Here is a 22175-nt window from a genome sequence, read left to right on the forward strand (position 1 = left end):
CCATGGGTGTGCTGCGCTACGTCGCCAAGCGCCTCGGCCTCTACTTCGCGGTGCTCTTTATCGGCCTGACGATAACGTTCATGCTGCCGCGTCTGATGCCGATCAATCCGGTCGATGGTTACATCGGTCAGCTCCAGAGCCGCGCCAACGGCACGCTCACATCAGATGCAATCGCAGAACTGCGCGCCAATCTCGAAGAGCTCTATGGGCTGAACGGGGACCTGTTCACGCAATATGTGTCCTACATGAAGCGTGTGGTCTTCAGCCTCGATTTCGGGCCGTCCTTCACCTATTACCCGCAGCCGGTTTCGGCGATGATCCTCAACGCGTTGCCCTGGACGCTGGGGCTGCTGCTGACGGCGACGCTGATCGCCTGGACACTGGGCAATATGGTGGGTCTTGTCGCCGGGTACTTCCACAAGAAGAAGGCAGCCTCGGTGCTCGAGTTCCTCGGCATCCTGCTCTACCCCATTCCTTATTACATTCTGGCCGTCACAGTGCTGCTGCTGCTGGCCTATATCTTCCCTATCTTTCCGCTCTCGCCCACGTTCCCGGTAGGACAGATGACGCCGGAAAAGATCGGCATGATCTTTTATAATTCGCTCTTGCCGGGGATCACGCTGGTGCTGGCCGGGTTCGGCTGGAACATCCTCTCGATGAAGGCCTTGGCCGTCGCGACCTCCGAAGAACCCTATGTCACCTATGCGCGGCTCAAGGGCACGTCCAACTGGACGCGGATGACGCGCTATGTGTTCCGCAATGCGCTGCTGCCGCAGGTAACGGCCCTCGCCCTGTCGCTGGGCATGGTGTTCAACGGCGCGCTGCTGACCGAGATGATCTTCTCCTATCCCGGCATCGGCCTGATCATGCGGACCGCCGCGACGGGTGGTGACTACAACGTCCTTTATGGTGCGATCACGCTTTCGATCGTTGCCGTCGCCACGGCCGGGCTTGTGATCGATCTCATCTATCCCCTTCTTGACCCGCGGATCCGCACGAAATGACCGTCGACAGCAACCAAGTTGATCCGGTGGCGATCGTGACTGCGCCACCTGTTTCCGCCAAATCCGCACGCAAGGGCAGGGGCCTTCTCTGGCTCCTCAACGGGCGGCTCGCGGTGGGTCTGACCATCCTCCTCGTCATGGGCCTTGGCAGCTTTATCCTGCCGATGTTTGCCCCGGCCGACCCGTCGATCCAGGCGACCTATATGCGCAATCTGCCGATGTCGGGCGTGCACTGGCTGGGCACCAATTCGCTCGGCCAGGACATCTTCTGGTTCCTCGTCGTTGCGGTGCGCAACTCGCTGATGCTGGGCATTCTCGTTGCAGTGGGCGTCACCATCGTGGCCACCATCGTCGGCCTCAGCGCCGGCTATATCGGCGGTGCCTTCGAGCGCTGCGTGATGCTGATCGTCGATACGTTCATCACCATCCCGCTCCTGCCGATCCTCATCATTCTCGGCGCGCTGATCCGCGGGAACACCTCGTTCTTTACGGTCGGCCTGATCATCATCATCTTTGGCTGGGCGTGGGATGCGCGCACGGTTCGCGCCATGGCGCTGTCGCTGCGCGAGCGCGAGTTCATCAATATGGCGCGCTTCTCTGGGGCAAACACGGTGCAGGTCCTTGCCCGTGAAGTGTTCCCCTATGTGTCCGCCTATATCCTCGTGGGCTTCATCAACACCGTTCTTTTTGCCATCAATACCGAGGCAACGCTGGCGGTGATCGGCCTCTCCAAGGTCGAAGTGCCGACGCTGGGCTCCATCATCTTCTGGGCGCTGAGCTACAATGCGCTCTTTACCGGCCAGTACCCCTGGATCGTGGCGCCGATCGTGGCGACCGTGACCCTCTTCCTCGGCCTCTTCCTCACCTCCACCGGCTTCAACCAGGCCTTTGCCAGCAAGCGGGGCGTGTCATGATCCGGCTCAACGACCTCAAGATCAGCTATCGCATCGGCGGCCGCGTGATCGACGCGGTGGATGGGGTAACCCTGACCATTCCGGACAACTGCGTCGTCGGCATTGCTGGCGAAAGCGGCTCGGGCAAGTCGACCCTGATGAAGGCGATCTACGGCGATATCCAGTCGCCCATGTATGTCTCCCAGGGCAGCATCGACTACGGTCTCAAGGGCCGGGACGGGAAGCCGGTGACGGCTGAAAACGTGCGCGAGGAATGGTTCAAGACCATCTCCTATGTGCCGCAAAGCTCGATGAATTCGCTGAACCCGGTGATCCGCATCCGCGACCAGTTCATCGATTTCCCAGGCACCGACAGCAACAAGAAGCGGGTGCTGGAAACGGCCCGCGCCTATATCGGCAAGCTTGGCCTGCCGCCTGAGGCGATGGATTCCTATCCGCACCAGCTTTCTGGCGGCATGCGCCAGCGCATGATGATTGCCCTCGCAACCTTCTTCAAACCCGAGCTCATCATCGCCGACGAGCCGACCACCGCGCTCGACGTCGTGGTGCAGAAGGACATCCTGATGCTGCTCATGGAGTTGCAGGAAGAGATGGGCAACACCATCCTCGTCGTCTCCCACGACATGGGCGTGCACTATCAGGTCACCCACAAGATGCTGATCATGTATGCCGGCCGCGTCGTCGAATATGGCGATACCGACAGCGTCTTCGCCGACCCGCAGCACCCCCATACCAAGATGCTGATCGATAGCCTGCCGACCATCGGGGACGACAGCATGCGTGGCGTTCTGGCCAGCCAGGCCGGTACCGGCGGCGACAGGGTCTATCGCGTCGAGCCCCGGCTCATCGAGGTCAAGCCCAATCACTTTGTGGCCCAATCGGCCAATCTGGGCGCGGGAGCTGCCTGATGACCTTCATTCTCAAGACTGAAGCCCTCAACAAGGTCTATCGCCGCGGCGGCATCGTCGGCGGCAAGAACATCCACGCCCTCAATGACGTCAACATCACGGTCGAGAGCGACAAGCCAGTCGTCATCGCGGTGGTGGGGGAATCTGGCAGCGGCAAGACCACGCTCGCCAAGACCCTGCTGCGGCTCGAGACGCCGACCAGCGGCCGCGCCATTGTCTATGACGACGTGGTGGCCGGGAAGGGCGCCATTCCCTCGCGGAAGGATTTCCTCGGGCTGGTGCAGCCGATTTTCCAGAACCCGTTCGAGGCGTTCAGCCGCTATCGTCCGGTCGATGCCTATCTGCTTGAAACGGCGCGCCGTGTTGCCGGCCTCGACGCCGCCCCCGCCGAGGCGGCCGTTGAGGTGGCGCTCAAGAATGTCGGGCTCGACTACGACGAGATCCGCGGCAAGTACACCGCCCAGTTCTCGGGCGGCGAGCTGCAGCGTATCTCGGTTGCCCGTGCGCTGATCCCGCAGCCCAAGCTGATCGTCGCCGACGAGCCGGTGAGCATGATCGACGCGTCGCGCCGCATGATCATCATCAACCTCTTCAAGCGGCTGCGCGATGATGAGGGGCGAAGCTTCGTCTACATCACCCATGACCTCGCCACCGCCTATTACATCTCCGACTTCGTGGCGGTGATGAACAAGGGCCGTGTGGTCGAGTTCGGCCCGGCCCGGAAGGTGATGTCCGATCCGCAGCACGATTATACGCGACTGCTTCTCAGCTCCATTCCCACCACGACCAGCCGCTGGCGCGAACGCCCACGGCTCGTGGCCAGCAACTAGGGCGTTTCGTTCGCACGAAATCCCGCTTTCTGACGGAAGATCACATGACCAGGATTGCCACTGCCACCGGCGACGCGTCGCTGTGGGCCACGTACGAACTCACCCTGACTGGCCCCAGCGAGGGCAATCCGTTCCAGGATGTGGAGCTGCGCGCCAGTTTCACCCAAGGCGACCGAGTGGTGCGGGTTAACGGCTTTTATGATGGCGATGGCAGTTACAAGCTGCGCTTCCTGCCCGACATGACCGGCACCTGGTCCTATACGACATCGAGCAATGTCTCGGCGCTCGATCAGGTAACCGGCAGCTTTGCGGTCGGTGCGGCAAAGCCCGGCCACCATGGCCCGGTGCGTGTGTCCAACCGCCACCATTTCCGCTACGCCGATGGTACGCGCTACATCAACATCGGCACCACCGCCTATGTGTGGAACCTCCAGGGCGATACGGTGGAAGAGGAAACACTGGCAACGCTGGCGGAGGCCCCTTTCACCAAGATACGCATGTGCGTCTTTCCCAAGCACTATCGCTATAACCAGAACGAGCCCGATCGCTATCCCTTCCCGCTGGTAAAGCAGGGCAGCAGCGAATGGACCGGCAGCTTCCGCGGCGAATATGGCTGGGAGTTTGATTTCGAGCGGTTCGAGCCCGACTATTTCCGCCACCTCGAAAAGCGCATCAACCAGCTCGCCGAAATTGGCGTTGAGGCCGACCTCATTATCTTCCACCCCTATGATCGCTGGGGGTTCTCGACCATGACGCCGGCGCAGGATGACCGGTATCTGAAATATCTGACGGCGCGTCTGTCGGCGCTGCCGAACGTCTGGTGGTCGATGGCCAATGAATATGACCTGATGCCGAGCAAGACGATGGCGGACTGGGACCGGTTCATTCACATCGTCTCGGACAATGATCCGCATGGGCATTTGCTCAGCGTCCATAATTGCTTTGCCTTCTACGATCACAACCACCCGCGCATCACCCATTCGAGCATCCAGCGCTCGGCGGCCAGTCAGACGGCGCTGTGGCGCGAGAAATTCGGCAAGCCCGTCTCCATCGACGAGTGCTGCTATGAGGGCGATATCGGCGAACTCTGGGGCAATATCTCGGCCAAGAAGATGGTTCGCCGCTTCTGGGACGGCACCGTCAATGGCGGTTACGTCACCCATGGCGAGACCTATTACAACGAAGAGGAAAAGCTCTGGTGGGCCAAGGGCGGCAAGCTGGTCGGCGAAAGCGTCGCCCGCATCGCCTTCCTCAAGCGCATTCTTGAAGAGGGGTCGGACGAGGGGCTTGATCCTGTAAAATCCACCGGAGCCTATCGCGTCACCATGATGGGTGGCCTCGACAATGTCGTCATGCAGCAATTGTTCTCGCCCGCAGCGGGCGAGGAAGATTGGCCGCGCGCCCAGGCCTGGTGGGCCACCGCCGGACAGGCGCATCGCTACTATCTCGTCTACATGGGTGAGAACCAGCCGAGCGAACTCGATGTCGCCGTGCCACCGGGTGAGAAATATTCGGCCACGCTCATCGATACCTGGAACATGACCGAGACGAAGCTCGCCGACAGCGTCGAGCGGGGGGACCGGCTGAATTTCGAGCCGAAACCCTATCTGGCAATGCTGTTCAAGCGCGTCGACGGCTGAGGAGTTCTTAAGATGACCACTGTTGCACAATGGGATGTGTTCGAGGCCAGCTTTGAGGGCCCGTCCTCCGGCAATCCCTTCCTCGAGGTAAAGCTCGAAGCCTTCTTCCAGCAGAACAGCCGCGTGGTCCGCGTCCCGGGCTTTTACGATGGCGACGGAATTTTCCGTGTTCGCTTCATGCCCGACAACCCGGGCGAATGGAGCTTTTCGACGAAGGCCAATGTGGCTGACCTCAATGGCAAGACCGGCAACTTCACTGTCACCGCTCCGCGCGACGGCGTCCATGGTCCGGTCCGCGTCGCCAACAAGTTCCACTTCGCCTATGCCGACGGCACGCCCTATCTGCCCTTCGGCACCACCTGCTACGCCTGGACCCATCAGCCGCTGAGCGAGCAGACCAAGACGCTCGAAACCATGGCCAAGACGCGCTTCAACAAGCTGCGCATGGGCGTCTTCCCCAAGGACTATCCGTACAACGTCAATGAGGCGTTGCACGACGTCTACCAGAAGGGCGCGGACGGCCAGTACGATTTCGACCGGCCCAACCCGGAGAGCTTCCGCCACTTCGAAAATCAGGTGAAGGCGCTGGGCGAGCTCGGCATTGAAGCCGACATCATCATGTTCCACCCCTACGATCGTTGGGGCTATTGCGACATGAGCGAGGCGCAGGACTACGCCTATGTCGAATATCTCGCCGCGCGCCTCTCGGCCTATCGCAACGTCTGGTGGTCGCTGGCCAACGAATATGACTTCTTGCTCAACACCAAGCCGATGCACCAGTGGGAGCGCTACTTCCATATTCTGGAAGAGAACGACCCCTATGGCCACCTGCGCTCGATACACAACGGCGATCCAGAGGCCAATTACGACCACCGCAAGCCATGGGTCACCCATGTCTGCATCCAGAACTGGGACGTGAAGCGCACCGGCGAATGGCGCCTCGCCTATGGCAAGCCGGTGATCAACGACGAGCCCGAATATGAGGGCAATATCATACAGGTCTGGGGCAGCATCTCTGCCGAGGAACTGGTGCACCGCTACTGGATCACCACCATGCGCGGCGGCTATGCCGGCCACGGCGAAACCTTCGCCAACGCCGACGATCTGCTCTGGTGGGCCAAGGGCGGCGAGCTGCACGGCGAAGCCTGGAAGCGCATCGGCTTCCTCCGCGACGTGATGCAGGAAGATGTCCAGCACGGCTTCGAGCCCATCGATCCGATGACCCGCTACCCCTGGAATCGGGTGTCGGGTGCGCGCGACGGCGACACCACCATCATCTATTTCGGTGAGCACCAGCCAGTAATCTGGTCCGCCGGCCTGCCCAAGGATGACGGCGACTACCATGCCGATATCATCGACACCTGGAACATGACGGTCGAGCCCGCCAAGATCGTCGCTGCCCCGGAAAACCATCCGACCCGCCACGGCACAACCATCGTCCAGCGCAAGCCCGACGCCGCCTTCGCCGTGGAACTCCCTGGTCGCCCCCACCTGGCGCTGCGCGTCAGAGCTGGAAAGCGGGTCTAGATCCTCCCATTCGAGACCCGCTCCTTCGGCGGCGGACCGTGTGTGCCCCTGGCGCAGCGGTCCGCCCGTCGGCCTCTCATCCACTTCGCAGGGCGCACTGGATGTTCACAGCCAACCGCCCCGCGCCAGCGCCGCCGAATAGTCCGGCCCGCCCCGGCAACCCCAGCAAACCGGCAAATCTCTGGGCTCGCGCGATTTTTCTGACTCAATGACAGCGCTGGAAGCCGCTCTGGTCCTGCACGACCGGAGCTGGAAGCACAGCAAAAGCCCGCACCACGCCCCGTCAAATCGCAATCTGGCGATCGCTTCGTGAAATTCCTCTTGCACTGAACCGTACCGTACGGTACGCCTCGAACGGAAATGCCCGAAACCGTTCGGACACCAGCATGTGAGGTTGGGACTCTTGGCTCTGCCCATCAAGATCAGCGAAGAAACCTTCACGCCCCGCCAGCAGGCGGTGTTGACGGCCGCGCTCGATCTCCTGGTGGAGAATGGCGATGGCCTGACCATGACTGCGGTGGCGCGTCGTGCGTCCTGTTCCAAGGAAACGCTCTACAAGTGGTTCGGCGACCGCGATGGCCTGCTGACCGCTACCGTTCAGTGGCAGGCGGCCAAGGTGCGCATGCCGACGGTCGATCGCAGCCATCTCAGCGCAAAAGTTCTGCGCGAGAGCCTTGAGCAGTTTGCGCGTGATTTACTCACCACAATCATCGGCGAAGTCTCGATCACGCTTAATCGCACCGCCGTTACCCATGCCGCCCAGGAAAAAGACAGCCTTGGGAACATCGTCTTGGAAAACGGCCCGCTGGCGATCCGCCGGCGCTTGAAGCCCATTCTCGAGGCGGGGCGCGATGCGCGCCTCCTGCGCTTCACCTCCAGTGAAGACGCCTATCGAACCTTTTTCGGCCTTGTTGTCCGCGATGTGCAGATCCGTCTGCTGCTCGGTGACAAGAGCCTGACCCAATCCAATGTCGAAGCCAATGTCGAAGCAGACATCAAGGCGGCGACGGACCAGTTCCTTGCCCTCTACGGGGCCAAGGCCAACAACTGACACACGCAAGTCCAGGGAGCACCCAATGCGCGTTTATTACGATCGTGATGCCGATCTCAACATCATCAAGTCCAAGAAGGTCGCCATCATCGGCTACGGCTCCCAGGGCCACGCCCATGTGCTGAACCTGCGCGACTCTGGCGTCACCGACGTCGTTGTCGGCCTGCGTCCCGGCTCGCCGTCCGCCAAGAAGGCCGAAGGCGAAGGCCTCAAGGTCATGTCGGTTGCCGACGCGTCCGCATGGGCCGACGTCATCATGCTCCTGACGCCCGATGAGCTGCAGGCCGACATCTACAAGAAGGACATCGAGCCCAACATCCGTGACGGCGCAGCCCTGGCTTTCGCACACGGCCTCAACGTCCACTTCAACCTCATCGAACCCAAGTCCACCGTCGACGTGATCATGATCGCGCCGAAGGGCCCGGGCCACACCGTGCGCGGTGAATACCAGCGTGGCGGCGGCGTGCCGTGCCTGATCGCTGTTCACCAGGACGCTTCGGGCAACGCCCATGACATCGCTCTGGCCTATGCTTCGGGCGTTGGTGGCGGCCGTTCGGGCGTCATCGAAACCAACTTCCGCGAAGAATGCGAAACCGACCTGTTCGGTGAGCAGGTCGTCCTCTGCGGTGGTCTCGTCGAGCTCATCCGCGCAGGCTTCGAAACCCTGGTTGAAGCCGGTTACGCTCCGGAAATGGCCTATTTCGAGTGCCTGCACGAAGTGAAGCTGATCGTCGACCTGATCTACCAGGGCGGCATCGCCAACATGAACTACTCGATCTCGAACACGGCTGAGTGGGGCGAATACGTCACCGGCCCGCGCATCATCACCTCGGAAACCAAGGCCGAGATGAAGCGCGTTCTGCACGACATCCAGTCGGGCAAGTTCACCTCCGAGTGGATGCAGGAAATCAAGTCGGGCGGTGGCGCTCGCTTCAAGGCAACCCGTCGCCTCGCCGACGAGCACCCGATCGAAGACGTCGGCCACAAGCTCCGCGACATGATGCCGTGGATCAAGGCTGGCGCCCTGGTCGACAAGGCCAAGAACTAAGATTTTTAGGAACGGGGGCTTCGGCCCCCGTTTTCTTTTCTGCCGCAGCGCCGTCTTCCGCCCCGTCCCGAAACCCGGTAATCAGAAGGGGAGGAGGGACAGATGCATTTACCGGATTTCCCGCAACAGGGTGGTTGCCAGTGTGGGGCGGTGCGCTACCGGCTCAAGGCCTCTCCGCTCTCGGTCTATAATTGCCACTGCAAGGACTGCCAGCGCTTTTCCGGCGCGGGGTGGTCCATGTCGATGATCGTGCGCGACGAGGATTTCGAGGCTACCGGGGCCACGGTGCAATACCGGCGCACCGCCGATAGCGGAAATGTCATCACCATGAATTTCTGCGCCCATTGCCACGGCTGGCTGTGGAACGATCCGCCCGCCCCGGGCATCAAGGTCGCCCGCGCCGGCACGCTCGACGATATCGACTGGGCTGTACCCGTGGGCAATATCTGGACCGACAGCAAGGCCGCCTGGGCCGCGATCGATCCCTCCCTCGTCAATTTTCCCAAGGGCGCAGTGGATCGAACGCCGCTGTATGACGCCTGGACCCGCCTCCATCAGGACTGACCCCATGAACGCCGAATACGACATCGCTCGCGTCAAGCAGCAGGAACTCGAACTCGTCCTTCCCGCGCTCGATGAGGGCGCCGCCTTCGACATTGGCGCGTCTATTCGCGCCCGCGCGCTGGCCGAAAGTCTCTCGCTCGTCGTCGATATCCGCACCTGGGACCGGCAGCTGTTCTTCGCCGCCACCCCAGGCACCAGCGCCGATAATGCCGAATGGGTGCGCCGCAAGATCAATTCCGTTCGCCGCTTCCAGCGCGCCAGCTATCGCCTCGTGCTGGAGCGCGGCGAAGCACCGTTTCCGCCCCAGTCCGGCGTTGATCCCACCGATTACGTCATCGCAGGCGGTGGCTTCCCGCTGCGCGTGCCGGGAGCGGGCATCATCGGCTGCCTCACCATTTCAGGCCTGCCGGGCCGCAGCGACCATGGCATTGCCGTCGACGCGCTCTGCGATCATCTCGGTCGCAGCCGAGCCGACTACGCGCTTGTCGAGGCCTGAGCCATGAAGCTTCCCTATCTCCTCCTCGATGTGTTCACCCGCGAACGCTTCAAGGGCAATCCGCTGGCCGTCGTGCCCAAGGCCGATGGCCTCAGCGATGCGCAGATGCAGACCATCGCCAAGGAGTTCAACCTCAGCGAAACGGTGTTTCTCTTTAAGCCTGCCGCTGAGCGCAACACTGCGTCGCTTCGCATTTTTACGCCCTATCAGGAGCTCCCCTTCGCCGGCCACCCGACGATCGGTTCGGCCGTCGTCCTTGGTCTTCAGCACAAGCTCAATGCTGTCCGCATGGAAGAAAAGATCGGCCTCGTCACCGCGCTGGTCGACCGGCTCGACAAATCCGTCGGCGAAGCCCGCTTCGCGCTGCCAAAGCTCTCCAGCCGCGTCGGCGAGATCGACGACATGCTCGGCATAGCCCAGGTGCTCGGCATCAATGTCGAGGATATCGGCTGCGACCTCTACAAGCCCGGTGTCTTCTCGGCCGGCGTGCCCTTCCATCTCGTGCCGGTGCGCAATGCCGAGGTGCTGGCGCGCCTCTCGGTCAACCATGCGCTCAAGCCGAAAATCTTCACCCATGACCGGCACGCCGTCTACATCTTCACTCTCACACCCGAGGAGCCGGACAACGATATCGCCGCCCGCATGTTCGGCATGGGGCTGGGCGAGGACCCGGGCACTGGCGCTGCCGCCGCGGCGTTGATTGGCCTGCTTGCCGAGAACCAGCCCTTCGCCACTGGCCAGTCCGATTTCGTCCTGCGCCAGGGCCACGAGATGGGCCGCCCCTGCCGCATCACCCTGCAATTGCGCAAGGAGAACGACGCTCTGGTCCATGGCGCCATCGGCGGCCAGGCCATCATCGTCGGCGAGGGCACGCTTGATCTGGGCGAGTAGGGCAGGGCGCTTACGCCATTGCGTATTCCGCGAAGTGAGTGGTCTGCGTTGTGAAAGGCACAGGCCACTGCCATCCGGCCAGCCGGCAGCGTAAAAATCGCCCGGCCGCACTCACTTTCTCGCCTCAACCCCTTGCATCACCTTTGGGATTGTCGCATGCTCCCTGGGAAATAGAGAGCACGTCCATGCAGCGCCGTCGCGCCAAAGCCATTGCCATCACTCAGCAGCAGGTCGCACAGACCAAGCTGATGATTGCTGCTGGCCTGCTGCTTTTGCCCGCGCTCCTTCTCCTTCTTATCAGCCCCTGATCACCGGCAGCTCGGTTTAGCGAGCGGGTCGTCAGGGGATTGCGCCACAAACCGAACATTAGAAATGTCCGGTCCAGCGAGCCATTGTCTCGGGGCCGATAGGAAAAGAGCCTGATATGACCAGCACCGCTTCCAACAGCAACAAAGAACGCGTCTTCATCTTCGACACCACCCTGCGCGATGGCGAGCAGTCGCCCGGCGCGACGATGACGCTGGAAGAAAAGCTGCAGGTTGCCGAGGCGCTCGACGAAATGGGCGTCGACATCATCGAGGCCGGTTTCCCCATCGCCTCCAATGGTGACTTCGAAGCCGTTGTTGCCGTCGCCAAGCAGGTCAAGCGCGCCACCGTCGCCGGCCTCGCCCGCGCCATCACGGCCGATATTGATCGTGCCGGTGAAGCTGTGCGTCACGCCCAGCGCGGCCGCATCCACACCTTCGTCTCCACCTCGCCGATCCATCTGGCCCACCAGATGAAAAAGACCGAGGACGAGGTCATCGAGATCATCTCGCGCACCGTCGCCCACGCCCGCAATCTGGTGGACGATGTCGAATGGTCGGCCATGGACGCCACCCGCACGCCGCTCGAATTTTTGAAGCGTTGCGTTGATGCCGCCATCAAGGCCGGCGCCACCACGATCAACCTGCCCGATACCGTCGGCTATGCCGTGCCGGATGAACATTTCCGCATGTTCAAGTCTATCATCGAGAGCGTGCCCAATTCCGACAAGGCAATCTTCTCGGTCCATTGCCACGACGATCTGGGTCTGGCTGTCGCCAATTCGCTGGCCGGTGTCGCCGGCGGCGCGCGCCAGATCGAATGCACCATCAATGGTCTGGGCGAGCGCGCCGGCAATGCAGCGCTCGAGGAAGTGGTCATGGCGCTGCGCACCCGCGGCGATGCCATGCCCTTCTTCACCGAGATCGACAGCACCCATCTGGCCCGCGCCAGCAAGGTGGTGTCCGCCGCCTCGAATTTCCCGGTGCAGTACAACAAGGCCATCGTCGGCAAGAACGCGTTCGCCCACGAGAGCGGCATCCACCAGGATGGCATGCTCAAGAACGCCGAAACCTATGAGATCATGACCCCGGCCAGCGTCGGTATCAAGGAAACGACCTTGGTCATGGGCAAGCATTCGGGCCGCGCCGCCTTCAAGGACAAGTTGAAGGAACTGGGCTACGAGGTTGGAGATAATGCCTTCCAGGAAGCCTTCCAGCGCTTCAAGGATCTGGCCGACCGCAAGAAGCACGTCTATGACGCTGACATCATCGCGCTGGTCGATGACGAAGTCGGTTCGGTCGGAGATCGCATCAAACTGGTCGATATGGAAGTCGTTTCCAAGACCGGCGGCGTCCACAAGTGCAACCTCGTCGTTACCATTGATGGCGAAGAGACCAGTGTTTCCTACGAAGGCACGGGTTCGGTCGACGCCATCTTCAACGCCATCAAGGCCGCTGCCGGGCAGGAACCGCATCTGGTGCTCTATGCCGTTGACGGCGTCACCGGCGGCACCGATGCGCAGGCCTCGGCCCATGTGCGTCTCGAAATGAACGGCCGCATCGCCTCGGGCAATGCCGCCGAGCCCGATACGCTGGTGGCTTCGGCACGCGCCTATCTCAACGCGCTGAACCGCGTCATGATCGAGCGCGGCGCCTCGGCGCAGGGTGCGCTGGCCGGCTGATCATCCGCCAGACGTAGATTGCATTGAACCCCATGGCCGGACATCATTGTCCGGCCATTTTGTTTGGGGCAGGGGATGGAATACGAGTTGGTGGCCGTCACGGAACCCGGGGACTGGGCAGACTTTCACGCGATCCGGCGCACCGAACTCTTCGAGTCCAAGGGACGGCATGGCGTCTATAACGCCAACCACCCCGACGATGTCGCCGATTTTGCCCATCCCTATCTCCTGAAGGTTTCAGGCAAACCCGTCGGCGTGCTGCGTCTCGACGTTCTGGGCGCGGGGCGCGCCGCCATCCGTCTTGTTGCCATCACCGCCGCCGAACAGGGCCACGGCCATGGCCGGGTCATGGAGGAACTGGTCGCCCAGCGGGCCAGGCACTTCGGCATCGACACGCTGGTGGTCAATTCCGCACCGGAGGCCGTCGGCTTTTACGAGAAGGCCGGCTGGCAGAAATTCGTCTGGGATGCCGATGAGCTGATTGGCATCGCCGCCAATTGTGTGCAGATGAAGAAGCCGATCTAGGGCAGGAGGCTAATGCTCATGTTGAGCCGGGACGAATTTCGGGGCGCGCTGCTGGCGCTGGCCGCGCTCCTCACCATCGTCCTTGCCATTGTCTCGCTGGGCATAAACCTGCCTGGCGCCTTGCTGCTGCAGAGCCTCCGCCTCCATCTGATCGCCGGCGGGATCGTCCTCCTTGTGCTGCTGGTGATCTCAGGCGCGCGCTGGCGGGCCGGGCTGTTCGCAGCTGTCCTCGTGGTCGCGGGCGTCCACGCCGGCCGGTTCATCTTCGAATATCAGGAACGGCGATCCGCCCCGCTTGGCCCGGCCGTCGCCGAGCTCTCGGTCATCAGCTTTAATGTGCTGACTGGTAATCGTCGCGCCACTGAGGCGGTCGAGTTTCTTGCGGGCTCAGACGCGGATGTGGTCGTGGTGATGGAGACTCCGGGCATTGCCGGCCATCTCGATCGCATGCGCGACGCCTTTCCCTATTCCATCGGCTGCGAAAGCCCGCAGACCTGCGATATTTCTATTCACTCCCGCCTGCCGATCGAGGCCGGTGAGATCCGCACCATGCGGCCCTTCCGTTTCGAGCGCCTCGCCATCGCCCCGGTGGTCATCGCCGGACAGAAGGTCACGATCGTCGGCGTGCATCTGTCCAAACCCTATTTCGATGGCGCATCGGGCGCTGAGCTCTTTGCGGTGAGCCGCACCCTCAGCCAGATCGAGGGGCCGGTCGTGCTTGCGGGTGATTTTAATGCGGCCGTGTGGTCGGGGCCCATGGTGCGACTCGGGCGCGATCAGCAACTGGCGCCTGGTCCGTTCTATCCGGCGACCTGGCCGGTCCGCGCCGGTCCACTCGGCGTGCCAATCGACAATATCCTTACCCGCGGCACAGTACGTATCATGGCGCTGTCTGCGGGCAGCGACAGCTTTGGATCCAACCACCGGCCTCTATTGGCCCGTATAGAGCTCTACGAGGCGCCCTGAGCGGCACGAAGCGCGATTGGCAGTGTGGCCTCGAGAATTGCCATTTCGGCCTCTGGCGCCGCGCTGATGCGAATGTGCTGATCGAGCCCCGGTGCCATCGGCTTGCGGACGAACATACCGAGCTTGCCCAATTCCTCCAACACCCTCTGGGCGTAGGCCCCGTCGCGGCCGCAGTCGATTGTCACAAAATTTGTCGCGGACGGTAACGCATTGAGCCCAATGCTGTTCGAAATGCTAACAATGCGCTGACGCGAAGCCTCGATCTGATAACAAACGCGCATCAGGTGGGCCTCGTCCTGGAGAGCCGCCAGCGCGCCGGCCTGAACCAGTCGGTTGACCCCGAAATGGTTGCGAACCCGGTTGAAGGCACCAGTCACCTGCCGGTTGCCGATCGCATAGCCGCAGCGCATACCGGCCAGACCATAAGCCTTTGAAAAGCTACGCAGTCTCAGAACATTTGGCCGGGACGTATCGATGCTCGGCAAGCCATTCTGCGGTGCCAGCTCACCATAGGCTTCGTCCAGCACCAGCACGCAAGTGGTCGGCAATGCTGCGATAAATGCCTCAACCGCCGCCGCCGGCCAGAACGAGCCCATCGGATTGTCCGGATTGGCGAGGTAGACCATCCGTGCATTGGTCCGGATCACGGCCGCGAGCAGGCCGTCGAGGTCCTCGTTAACACCTTGATACCGAACATATTCCAGCCGCCCGCCATAACCGGCAACGTGGTAGTTGAAGGTCGGATAGGCCCCCAGCGACGTTACCACCACATCCCCCGGAGCAATGAATAGCCGCACCGCCAGGCCTATCAGCCCGTCGGCGCCTTCACCGACGGCGATCTCATCTGAGGCGACGCCGAGTTTCGCGGCCAGCGCCAGCCGCAGGTCATGATTTTCAGGGTCGGGGTACGCCCAGCTTTTCGTCGCCTCATCCCGCATCGCCTGCAAGGCTAAAGGGCTGGGGCCAAAGGCGGATTCATTGGCGCCAAGCCGTGCCCGGATCGGAACGCCGCTGCGCCTTTCAATGGCTTCAGGGCCCACGAAAGGCACGGTCTCCGGCAGTCCTGCAACGATGGACGTAAATGGCGGCAGCGACATAGACCCCTCCCAACTGGCGCTGCGCCCATACTGACGGAGGCTTTGCGCCGGAGCCACTCCCGGCAAAAACTTTCTGCACAGGCACTGACAGAAGAATCTTCAGTCGCAGCAAGGGTCGATAAAATTGAACTTAAATTGCAGGGACTTGAGAAAGAGGTCGGGAACTATGCCGGTTCAGTCTAACCCCATGCCGACCCCTCGGCGATTCCAAAGAATGCCACGGAGCCCGACCATGCCGCCCACCTACCTGCTCGCTCGCGATCACCTGCAGCGCGCCGCTGTCATCCTGCAGGGCGCAGACACCCGTTCGCGCCAGCTGCGACACATCATCGAGCGGACCATAGGGCTGATGGACGATCTGCGCCAGGAAGCCAGCGAGATGCCAGATAATGTTTACAGCCTAGAGGCTTACCGCCGCGAGCGCGGCTAAGCCCGCCGCCGCCACGGCATTTGATTGCCCTCGGCAGGTTTATCCACAATTCCAGATTTTACGCGCTAGACAGACCTGAATGCCTTTGTTAGAAGGCGCCAACTTTGAAGAACGGCGTTATCCAAAACAAAGCCGGGTGCATAGCTCAGATGGTAGAGCAGCTGACTCTTAATCAGCGGGTCCAAGGTTCGAGCCCTTGTGCACCCACCAAAGTTCTCCTTGCCTGGCAAGGATTTAACAAGGCGGCCTCTGGGCCGCCTTTGTTGTTTTCGGGGTGTCTGCAGCCCCGGAAAAATATTTGGTCTTCAGCGAAAAAAGTACGGGAGTTCTCCACTCCTGCCGCTGGACAGGTCCAAATGCCTTTGCTAGAAGGCGTCAACTTTGAAGAACGGCGTTGTCCAGACAAAGCCGGGTGCATAGCTCAGATGGTAGAGCAGCTGACTCTTAATCAGCGGGTCCAAGGTTCGAGCCCTTGTGCACCCACCAAAGTTCTCCTTGCCTGGCAAGGATCTAACAAGGCGACCTTCGGGTCGCCTTTGTTGTTTTAGTCCGGATCAGATTGCTTCGCGGCGCCACGGCCGCAAACAAAAAGGGCACCGGAAGTCTCCGATGCCCCTAGTGCCTTAGTGTCAGCCTTGCTTGACGTTGCGTCCGATCTTGTCGCCCGTGACCGGATGGGGATAGTGGAATGGCGGGATGAACACATCCGGCAGTGCCGCATAGGTAAAAGTGGGTGGGCGATCCGGCGGGAACGACTCGCTCATCGTCGTCAGCGGCAGTGTCTCCTGACCAAAACCCTTTTCGTAAGGGGTGTAGTAGGTTGCGAACCAGGTCAGGCGTGAGATTTTCCAGGTGCCATTTTCACGGACATAGGCATTCTCGTAGACGCCTTCTGCAAACTGGGCGTGCTTGCCGAACTCACCGGCCTGGATGAAGGCGCGCCAGCGGCCAAGGGCCGTCTCGCCGCTCTCATCGAGGGTAACGATCCCCTGCAGCTGCATGTGGTTCATCAACTGGCCGTGGTTGAGGCCGTCATGACCCTTGCCCATCACGTCGCGCAGGAAAACGCGGATGCGATCCAGCCCCTTGTAAACGCCCCGGCCGCCGATTTCGATTTCGCCATCCTGACTGAACAGTTCGGCCAGATCGCTCCAAAGCGCCTTGTCCACAAAGTAGCCGTATGTGCGTTGAAGCACCTTGATGGCTTCGATGTCTTCCAGACGCCGCAAGCGCCGCTCCAGATCGGCAATCTGGCTGGCCTGTTTGGCTATTATCGTGTCGTTCATCGCGAATTTCCTCCTAACTTCGATATGGGTCGTTACTCGTGGTGCCTTGGGCGGCCAGATCGTCGAGCTCGGCCTCTTTCAGGCCTGCCCATTCCCGGAGCACCTCCCTGGTGTGCTGTCCGAGCATTGGTGCAGGCTTGAGACGGGGAGGCCTGTTCTCCGCAAAGCGGAATGGCAGGCTTTGATAGGGGCGCAGCCCAGCTTCGGGATGTTCGATTTCCTCTAAGAAGTCCGTTGCGTGCAAATGCGGATCAAGGGCTACGTCTTTGCCGTGACAGACCGGCGCTGCCGCGATCCCCATGCGCTGAAGCCGTGGGGCAATCCAGTGTTTGTCCAGATTTTCCGTCCATGCGGCAACTGCGCCGTGCAACTGGTCTGCATGTCGCGCCCGGTCGGCTTCTGTAGACAGATCCAGATCGGCAAGATCGTCTCGGCCCATCAGAAGCGCCAAGGACCTCCATTCGCTGACTGTCTGGACATTGATGGCGACCCATTCTTCCGAACCGCCGCAGCGGAAGGCATCGTGGATTATGGATGATGTCTGCCTGTTGCCTTGCTGGCAGGGGGGCTCGTCGTTCTCGAGTGAACCCAGCACAAGGCCGCCAATAAGCGGCATGGCTGCTTCTACCTGCGAGATTTCCACATACTGTCCGCGACCGGTCTGCTCGCGCTGATGCAATGCAGTCATGATGGCGGCAGCGCCGTTGTAGCCGCCGATGGGATCGAGATAGGCTGGTCCGGTGGCTGTGGGCGCGCCGTCGCCGTAGCCGATGAATGTGCTCATGCCCGTGGAAAATTCCATGCTCGGTCCGAGCGCAGAGAGCTTTGCCATGGGGCCGTTCGTGCCGAATGCCGGCATTTCCACCAGAATGATGCGCGGGTTGATGGCGCTGAGTTCGGCATAGTCCAGCCCCATGCGCGACAGTGTCCCCGGCGTGAAATTGGAGACAATCACGTCGGCATTGGCAGCGGCTGCCTTGAGGGCCTCGCGGCCCCCCGGGCTCTTGATATCAATGCAGAGAGACCGCTTGTTGAGGTTTTGAGAATTGAACAGGACCGTTCGGTCATAGGGACGCTCGCCCAGAACGCCATCGGGATAGCGGCGCGGATTTTCGCCGGTCAAACCACCGCGCCACAGGTCCATGCGCTTTGCGGCTTCCACATGCACCACGTCTGCACCCAGTGCGGCCAATACTCGGCCGACGAACGGGCCGGCCCAGGCAGTCGTGACATCAAGCACACGGATGCCATGAAGAGGTCCTGCGCTCACTTTGCGTCCTCCTGAAGTTCGGCGAGGGCACGATCGGCGCGCCAGTCTGATTGGCTCAACCGGAAGGGGGCGCCGAAGGCCCGACGGCGCGTGCCGTTCTGGTCGGCGGTCTTCCAGTAATTGCGCGCCTGCAGGTGAGGAGAGGTGGCCAGCTCGGCCGGCGTGAGGCTGGCGGCTGCCGGAACCCCGAGGTTCTGGAGCAGCATGACGAGGTCCGCGGAAGACATGTCCCTGGCGGCCGCGCTGGCCATTTCAGATATCTGGTCCCAGCGGGCGAGCCGGTCGACCTGTGTCTGAAAGTCCGGATGGTCGAGCAGTTCGGTCAGCCCGAGTGCTTCGCACATCGCTGGCCATCGATAGGCATAGACGAAGACTGTGACCCAGCCATCATTGGCGCGGATCAGCAGGTCCGGGTTGTATTTGGTGCCGTTCCGCTCGTCGAAGGTGCCGCTGTAGAAGTACTGGTTGGCGAGGTTGTAGCTCATCGAGGAAGCCGTCTTGTGGACGTCAATGTCGATGAGTTCTCCGGTTCCGGCGCGCAGCGCGGCAAGGATCGCCGTGTAGGCGGCAACACCGGCCACATGCTGGACACGCTGCCCTACGCCGAACAACGGGGCCTCACCGGCTCTGCCATTGTAGTACATGATCCCCGACAGGGCCTGATGGATCATCTCCCCACCCTGCCAATTGGCGTATGGGCCGTGTTCTCCAAAATCGCTGATACGGCAAAAGACTGTCTTATCTGTCTTCTGACGCAGCGTGTTCGCGATGTCGCCTTTCGGGACGAGCACGACGTCGGCCGCCACGCACAGTGTGCTCAGGCGGTCGAAGTCTTTGTCCGCATCCAACTCGATCGAGCGCTTGTCGATATTGAGATGGTAGAATGTCGTTGAGTCCCCGTGCTGCTTACTGAACGGGCCAATTTCGCGAACGCGTGATCCCCCGGGCGGCTCGACGAGGACGACGTCTGCTCCGTAGCCCGCCATCAGGCGTGAGCAATATTGACCAGCCACCGATTCAGAGAGGTCGACGACCTTGAGATTTGACAGGGCGGTCATTGCGCAGCGTTGACCTCACGGGTGCGATAAATGACGCTCCGGCGGCACAACGCGATGGCCCGCCCGGATGCTGTCTGCACAAGTTGTTCAGTCTCGAAATAGTGGTGACCCTTGCGCTCATAAACCGCGACCACGCGTCCACTGCTCGAAAGTGTCTCGCCGGGCTCCGCCCAGTCCAGCATCTGCGTGTCACCAGACACATGGATGCCTGGGGTGGAGTATTCGAAGCTGTTGATCGCGTCGTGACTGGTCAGATGCTGGTAGGCAACGGGATGGATGCTGCCGTAAGGCCATTGGCCGGTTTCGCCGCCAATTCTCGCCAGCAGGCGATCATGCTCGGCTGCGTCGATCAATGTTGGAGTGGTAAAAAGCGGTTGCCCCGGTGCCAGAACGTCGGGCTCCGCGAGAGGGATTTGCTCCGGAACTGACAGGGTGGTCCTCGGCAGATCTTCGGGCAATTCTGGTTTGACATTGGGCATTGCAGCGTCGCCCACAGCCAGGACCACGTCATCGCGCATCACGACGATTTCGCAGTGTGCACCCTCGTCCGAGGCGCCAAAACGGTAGCACGCGCTAAGCCCGTCCTGGTCGTAGCCGGGACGGATGTGCTTCATGGCGACGCGACCACGCTTCAGCCACTCCTTGCCCCAGCGCTCCACGAGAGCGGGCATGGTGTGCGCACAGATGACGATCCCTGGCACCAGGGCTCCCTGATAGCCATAGCGCTGGGCGATGCTGTCGTCGTGGATGCCGCCGGCCTCTTCGTGCCGTTTGGACCGTTCACGCGTCGAATGGGTAGCATCGTTGATTGCCGCAAATTCGATCACCAGGTCGGCATTCGTGCGGTCGAGGGGAATCTTGGCTTCAGTCATCGGGAATAAATCTCCAGGAGGTCGCGGACCTCATCGCCGACGCGGTAGATGGCGAGCACTGTGAAAACGACGATCACACCTGGCAAAACTGGCGCCATGGGGTCGATCATCAGGTAGCGGAAGGTTTCGGCGACGGAACTTCCCCAGCTGGGGTTTCGGTTCGGGACGCCGAGGCCCAAGAAGTTGAGGCCGGTCTGGGCCAGCACGGACAGCCCGCACAAGAGTGTCAGCTGGACAACCGTCGCGGGCAGAACGCTTGGCAGGACGTGATTGAAAATCCGGTACATCGTGGACGACCCGAACATGCGGGTGATCTGCACATAATCCCGGTTGCGAACGCTCAACACTCCGACGCGGACCACACGAGCGACCAATGGCGAGTACACTATGCCCAGGGAGAACATGGTGTTCTCGAGCGTGGCGCCCAGGGCGCTTGTGAGGGCGAGGGTGAGGATCAGGCCGGGGAAGACCAGAAGGGCGTCCACGAAACGCATGAGCGTGAGATCGACCCATCCGCCCAAATAGCCGGACACCAGACCCCACGGAATTCCGATTACCGCGGCAGTGCTGATGGCAATGAGCATTCCAAGCAGCGTGGGCTGCGTCCCGTAGATGAGCCGTGAAAGCACATCGCGGCCAAGGTCATCCGTGCCCAGAAGATATTTCCCGGATGGCGGCATCAGAACGTCGCCGGGGTTCTGGGAGATTGGATCGAATGGCGCAAGGATCGGCGCGAATAGCGCCGCGATGATCGTCAGCACCAGCCAGGCCACAGCCAGCACCAGTGTGGGTTTCGTCATAAGTGACAGCAGCGTCGTCACCCGGGACGTTCGCTCGTCGGGCAATTTTTCGACAAGAGTCATCAGCGGGTCCTCGGATCGATGGCGGCCACAATCAGGTCAACTGCGAGGTTGATCAGAATGACGAGGAACATCAGCACTGTGGTGACGCCCTGGACGACGGGAAAATCCTTCGACAGAACTGACTGGACCAAAAGCTCGCCAATGCCGGGGATGGCGAAGACGGATTCGATGAGTACGGCGCCGCCGATCAGTACCGATGCCACCATGCCGATGACCGTGATGATCGAGGGCAGGGCATTTTTCAGGGCGAACCTGAGATAGACTTGGTGAGCGGGGATGCCCAGCGACCATGCCGTCCTGACATATTGAGCCGACAGCGCTTCATTCATCGCGCTGCGCGTAAACCGCACGATGATCGCGATAGGGCCCAGCGCGAGCGTTACCACCGGCATGACGACGGACTTGAAGTGCGGGATGAGACCTGCCGACAAGGGCGTAAAACCAGTCGGTGGCAGCCAGAACAGCTGCAGCGCGAACAAGTTGACAGCCAGCATGGCGAGCCAGAACTCGGGCACTGCAATGCCGATGGAGGTGAAGCTTCGAATGCCGCTGTCTATCGCCCCGCCGGCGCGAACGCTGGCGATAATGCCCAGCGGTATGCCGACGAGTACGGCGAGAACCAGAGCCTCGAGGGCAATTGTGGCCGATACAGGCATCCGGTTTGCTACCAAGGTCGTGACCTCGGTGCGGTTGACCAGAGAACGGCCCAATGACCCTTCGCTCATCTGACCAAGCCAGCTCAGATATTGTACGGGCAGGGGACGATCCAGGCCGAGCTCACGGTTTATGTGTGCCACGAACTCAGGTGTAGCGCCGGGCCGGCAATCGCATAAGCCGGGCCCCCGGGCGTTAGCTGAACGATGGAGAACACCAAAATCGAGGCGAGCAGGGCGGTGGGAATAATCGTCCCTAAACGCTGAAGAATAAGCAATAACATCTGACACCCCG

23 protein-coding genes and 2 tRNA genes are annotated in these 22175 nt (G+C 61.4%); 18 read left to right on the forward strand and 7 right to left on the reverse strand.

Annotation, left to right across the window (positions count from 1 at the left end; genetic code table 11):
* The first annotated feature begins 2 nt into the window (after window positions 1-2).
* The 15 genes from NYQ88_RS08190 to NYQ88_RS08260 all read left to right on the forward strand — a co-directional run bounded on the left by NYQ88_RS08190 (window position 3) and on the right by NYQ88_RS08260 (window position 14351).
* On the forward strand, window positions 3-1004 hold the full coding sequence (locus NYQ88_RS08190; protein WP_275654446.1) for an ABC transporter permease: 1002 nt from the start codon (window positions 3-5) through the stop codon (window positions 1002-1004).
* Window positions 1001-1918, forward strand: coding sequence for an ABC transporter permease (locus NYQ88_RS08195; protein WP_275654447.1), 918 nt, complete (start codon window positions 1001-1003; stop codon window positions 1916-1918). Before NYQ88_RS08190 ends, NYQ88_RS08195 begins: the two co-directional genes overlap by 4 nt.
* On the forward strand, window positions 1915-2826 hold the full coding sequence (locus tag NYQ88_RS08200; protein WP_275654448.1) for an ABC transporter ATP-binding protein: 912 nt from the start codon (window positions 1915-1917) through the stop codon (window positions 2824-2826). The genes NYQ88_RS08195 and NYQ88_RS08200 overlap by 4 nt, the downstream gene beginning before the upstream one ends.
* The gene (locus NYQ88_RS08205) at window positions 2826-3656 is read left to right on the forward strand and encodes an ABC transporter ATP-binding protein (protein ID WP_275654449.1); all 831 of its coding nucleotides are present in this window, start codon (window positions 2826-2828) and stop codon (window positions 3654-3656) included. Before NYQ88_RS08200 ends, NYQ88_RS08205 begins: the two co-directional genes overlap by 1 nt.
* A gap of 44 nt (window positions 3657-3700) precedes the next feature.
* Entirely contained in the window at window positions 3701-5296 is a 1596-nt protein-coding gene (locus NYQ88_RS08210) for a DUF5060 domain-containing protein (RefSeq protein ID WP_275654450.1), read from the forward strand.
* Between the two features lie 12 nt (window positions 5297-5308).
* Complete coding sequence (locus NYQ88_RS08215) at window positions 5309-6823, forward strand: DUF5060 domain-containing protein (RefSeq protein ID WP_275654451.1); 1515 nt, start codon at window positions 5309-5311, stop codon at window positions 6821-6823.
* Between the two features lie 403 nt (window positions 6824-7226).
* A complete protein-coding gene (locus NYQ88_RS08220; RefSeq protein WP_275654452.1) occupies window positions 7227-7874 on the forward strand; it encodes a TetR/AcrR family transcriptional regulator in 648 nt (215 codons plus the stop codon).
* Between the two features lie 25 nt (window positions 7875-7899).
* Window positions 7900-8922 carry a ketol-acid reductoisomerase gene (gene ilvC, locus NYQ88_RS08225; RefSeq protein WP_275654453.1) on the forward strand — a complete coding sequence of 341 codons (1023 nt, stop codon included), beginning with the start codon at window positions 7900-7902 and terminating at the stop codon, window positions 8920-8922.
* 102 nt (window positions 8923-9024) lie between these two features.
* Complete coding sequence (locus NYQ88_RS08230) at window positions 9025-9486, forward strand: GFA family protein (RefSeq protein ID WP_275654454.1); 462 nt, start codon at window positions 9025-9027, stop codon at window positions 9484-9486.
* A 4-nt stretch (window positions 9487-9490) separates the two neighbouring features.
* Window positions 9491-9982: a heme-degrading domain-containing protein gene (locus NYQ88_RS08235; protein WP_275654455.1), complete on the forward strand. Its 492-nt coding sequence runs from the start codon at window positions 9491-9493 to the stop codon at window positions 9980-9982.
* Between the two features lie 3 nt (window positions 9983-9985).
* Entirely contained in the window at window positions 9986-10873 is an 888-nt protein-coding gene (locus NYQ88_RS08240) for a PhzF family phenazine biosynthesis protein (protein WP_275654456.1), read from the forward strand.
* A gap of 185 nt (window positions 10874-11058) precedes the next feature.
* Entirely contained in the window at window positions 11059-11181 is a 123-nt protein-coding gene (locus tag NYQ88_RS08245) for a hypothetical protein (protein ID WP_275654457.1), read from the forward strand.
* Between the two features lie 116 nt (window positions 11182-11297).
* Complete coding sequence (locus NYQ88_RS08250) at window positions 11298-12860, forward strand: 2-isopropylmalate synthase (RefSeq protein WP_275654458.1); 1563 nt, start codon at window positions 11298-11300, stop codon at window positions 12858-12860.
* A 75-nt stretch (window positions 12861-12935) separates the two neighbouring features.
* Window positions 12936-13385, forward strand: coding sequence for a GNAT family N-acetyltransferase (locus NYQ88_RS08255; RefSeq protein WP_275654459.1), 450 nt, complete (start codon window positions 12936-12938; stop codon window positions 13383-13385).
* 18 nt (window positions 13386-13403) lie between these two features.
* A complete protein-coding gene (locus tag NYQ88_RS08260; RefSeq protein WP_275654460.1) occupies window positions 13404-14351 on the forward strand; it encodes an endonuclease/exonuclease/phosphatase family protein in 948 nt (315 codons plus the stop codon).
* Here NYQ88_RS08260 and NYQ88_RS08265 read toward each other — a convergent pair.
* A complete protein-coding gene (locus NYQ88_RS08265; RefSeq protein ID WP_275654461.1) occupies window positions 14336-15448 on the reverse strand; it encodes a pyridoxal phosphate-dependent aminotransferase in 1113 nt (370 codons plus the stop codon). The two genes, NYQ88_RS08260 and NYQ88_RS08265, sit on opposite strands and share 16 nt — an antisense overlap.
* A gap of 232 nt (window positions 15449-15680) precedes the next feature.
* Between NYQ88_RS08265 and NYQ88_RS08270 the strand changes: the two genes are divergently transcribed.
* The 3 genes from NYQ88_RS08270 to NYQ88_RS08280 all read left to right on the forward strand — a co-directional run bounded on the left by NYQ88_RS08270 (window position 15681) and on the right by NYQ88_RS08280 (window position 16364).
* Entirely contained in the window at window positions 15681-15878 is a 198-nt protein-coding gene (locus tag NYQ88_RS08270; RefSeq protein ID WP_275654462.1) for a hypothetical protein, read from the forward strand.
* Between the two features lie 134 nt (window positions 15879-16012).
* Window positions 16013-16088, forward strand: a tRNA-Lys gene (locus tag NYQ88_RS08275).
* A gap of 200 nt (window positions 16089-16288) precedes the next feature.
* Window positions 16289-16364, forward strand: a tRNA-Lys gene (locus NYQ88_RS08280).
* Between the two features lie 143 nt (window positions 16365-16507).
* On the opposite strand, the gene NYQ88_RS08285 is transcribed toward NYQ88_RS08280, so the two are convergent.
* From NYQ88_RS08285 to NYQ88_RS08310, 6 genes are read right to left on the reverse strand one after another with little or no spacing between them, the layout of a single operon-like run.
* Window positions 16508-17164 (reverse strand): nuclear transport factor 2 family protein, encoded by a 657-nt coding sequence (locus NYQ88_RS08285; protein ID WP_275654463.1) that lies wholly within the window; start codon window positions 17162-17164, stop codon window positions 16508-16510.
* Window positions 17165-17177: 13 nt separating this feature from the next.
* On the reverse strand, window positions 17178-18434 hold the full coding sequence (locus tag NYQ88_RS08290) for a CoA transferase (RefSeq protein ID WP_275654464.1): 1257 nt from the start codon (window positions 18432-18434) through the stop codon (window positions 17178-17180).
* Window positions 18431-19492 (reverse strand): CoA transferase, encoded by a 1062-nt coding sequence (locus NYQ88_RS08295; protein ID WP_275654465.1) that lies wholly within the window; start codon window positions 19490-19492, stop codon window positions 18431-18433. Before NYQ88_RS08295 ends, NYQ88_RS08290 begins: the two co-directional genes overlap by 4 nt.
* Window positions 19489-20364: a hypothetical protein gene (locus tag NYQ88_RS08300; protein ID WP_275654466.1), complete on the reverse strand. Its 876-nt coding sequence runs from the start codon at window positions 20362-20364 to the stop codon at window positions 19489-19491. Before NYQ88_RS08300 ends, NYQ88_RS08295 begins: the two co-directional genes overlap by 4 nt.
* On the reverse strand, window positions 20361-21227 hold the full coding sequence (locus tag NYQ88_RS08305; protein ID WP_275654467.1) for an ABC transporter permease: 867 nt from the start codon (window positions 21225-21227) through the stop codon (window positions 20361-20363). Before NYQ88_RS08305 ends, NYQ88_RS08300 begins: the two co-directional genes overlap by 4 nt.
* Entirely contained in the window at window positions 21227-22171 is a 945-nt protein-coding gene (locus tag NYQ88_RS08310; RefSeq protein WP_275654877.1) for an ABC transporter permease, read from the reverse strand. Before NYQ88_RS08310 ends, NYQ88_RS08305 begins: the two co-directional genes overlap by 1 nt.
* Window positions 22172-22175: the final 4 nt, after the last annotated feature.

The organism is Devosia sp. SD17-2 (genome assembly GCF_029201565.1).
In the GTDB taxonomy this organism is placed as follows: domain Bacteria; phylum Pseudomonadota; class Alphaproteobacteria; order Rhizobiales; family Devosiaceae; genus Devosia.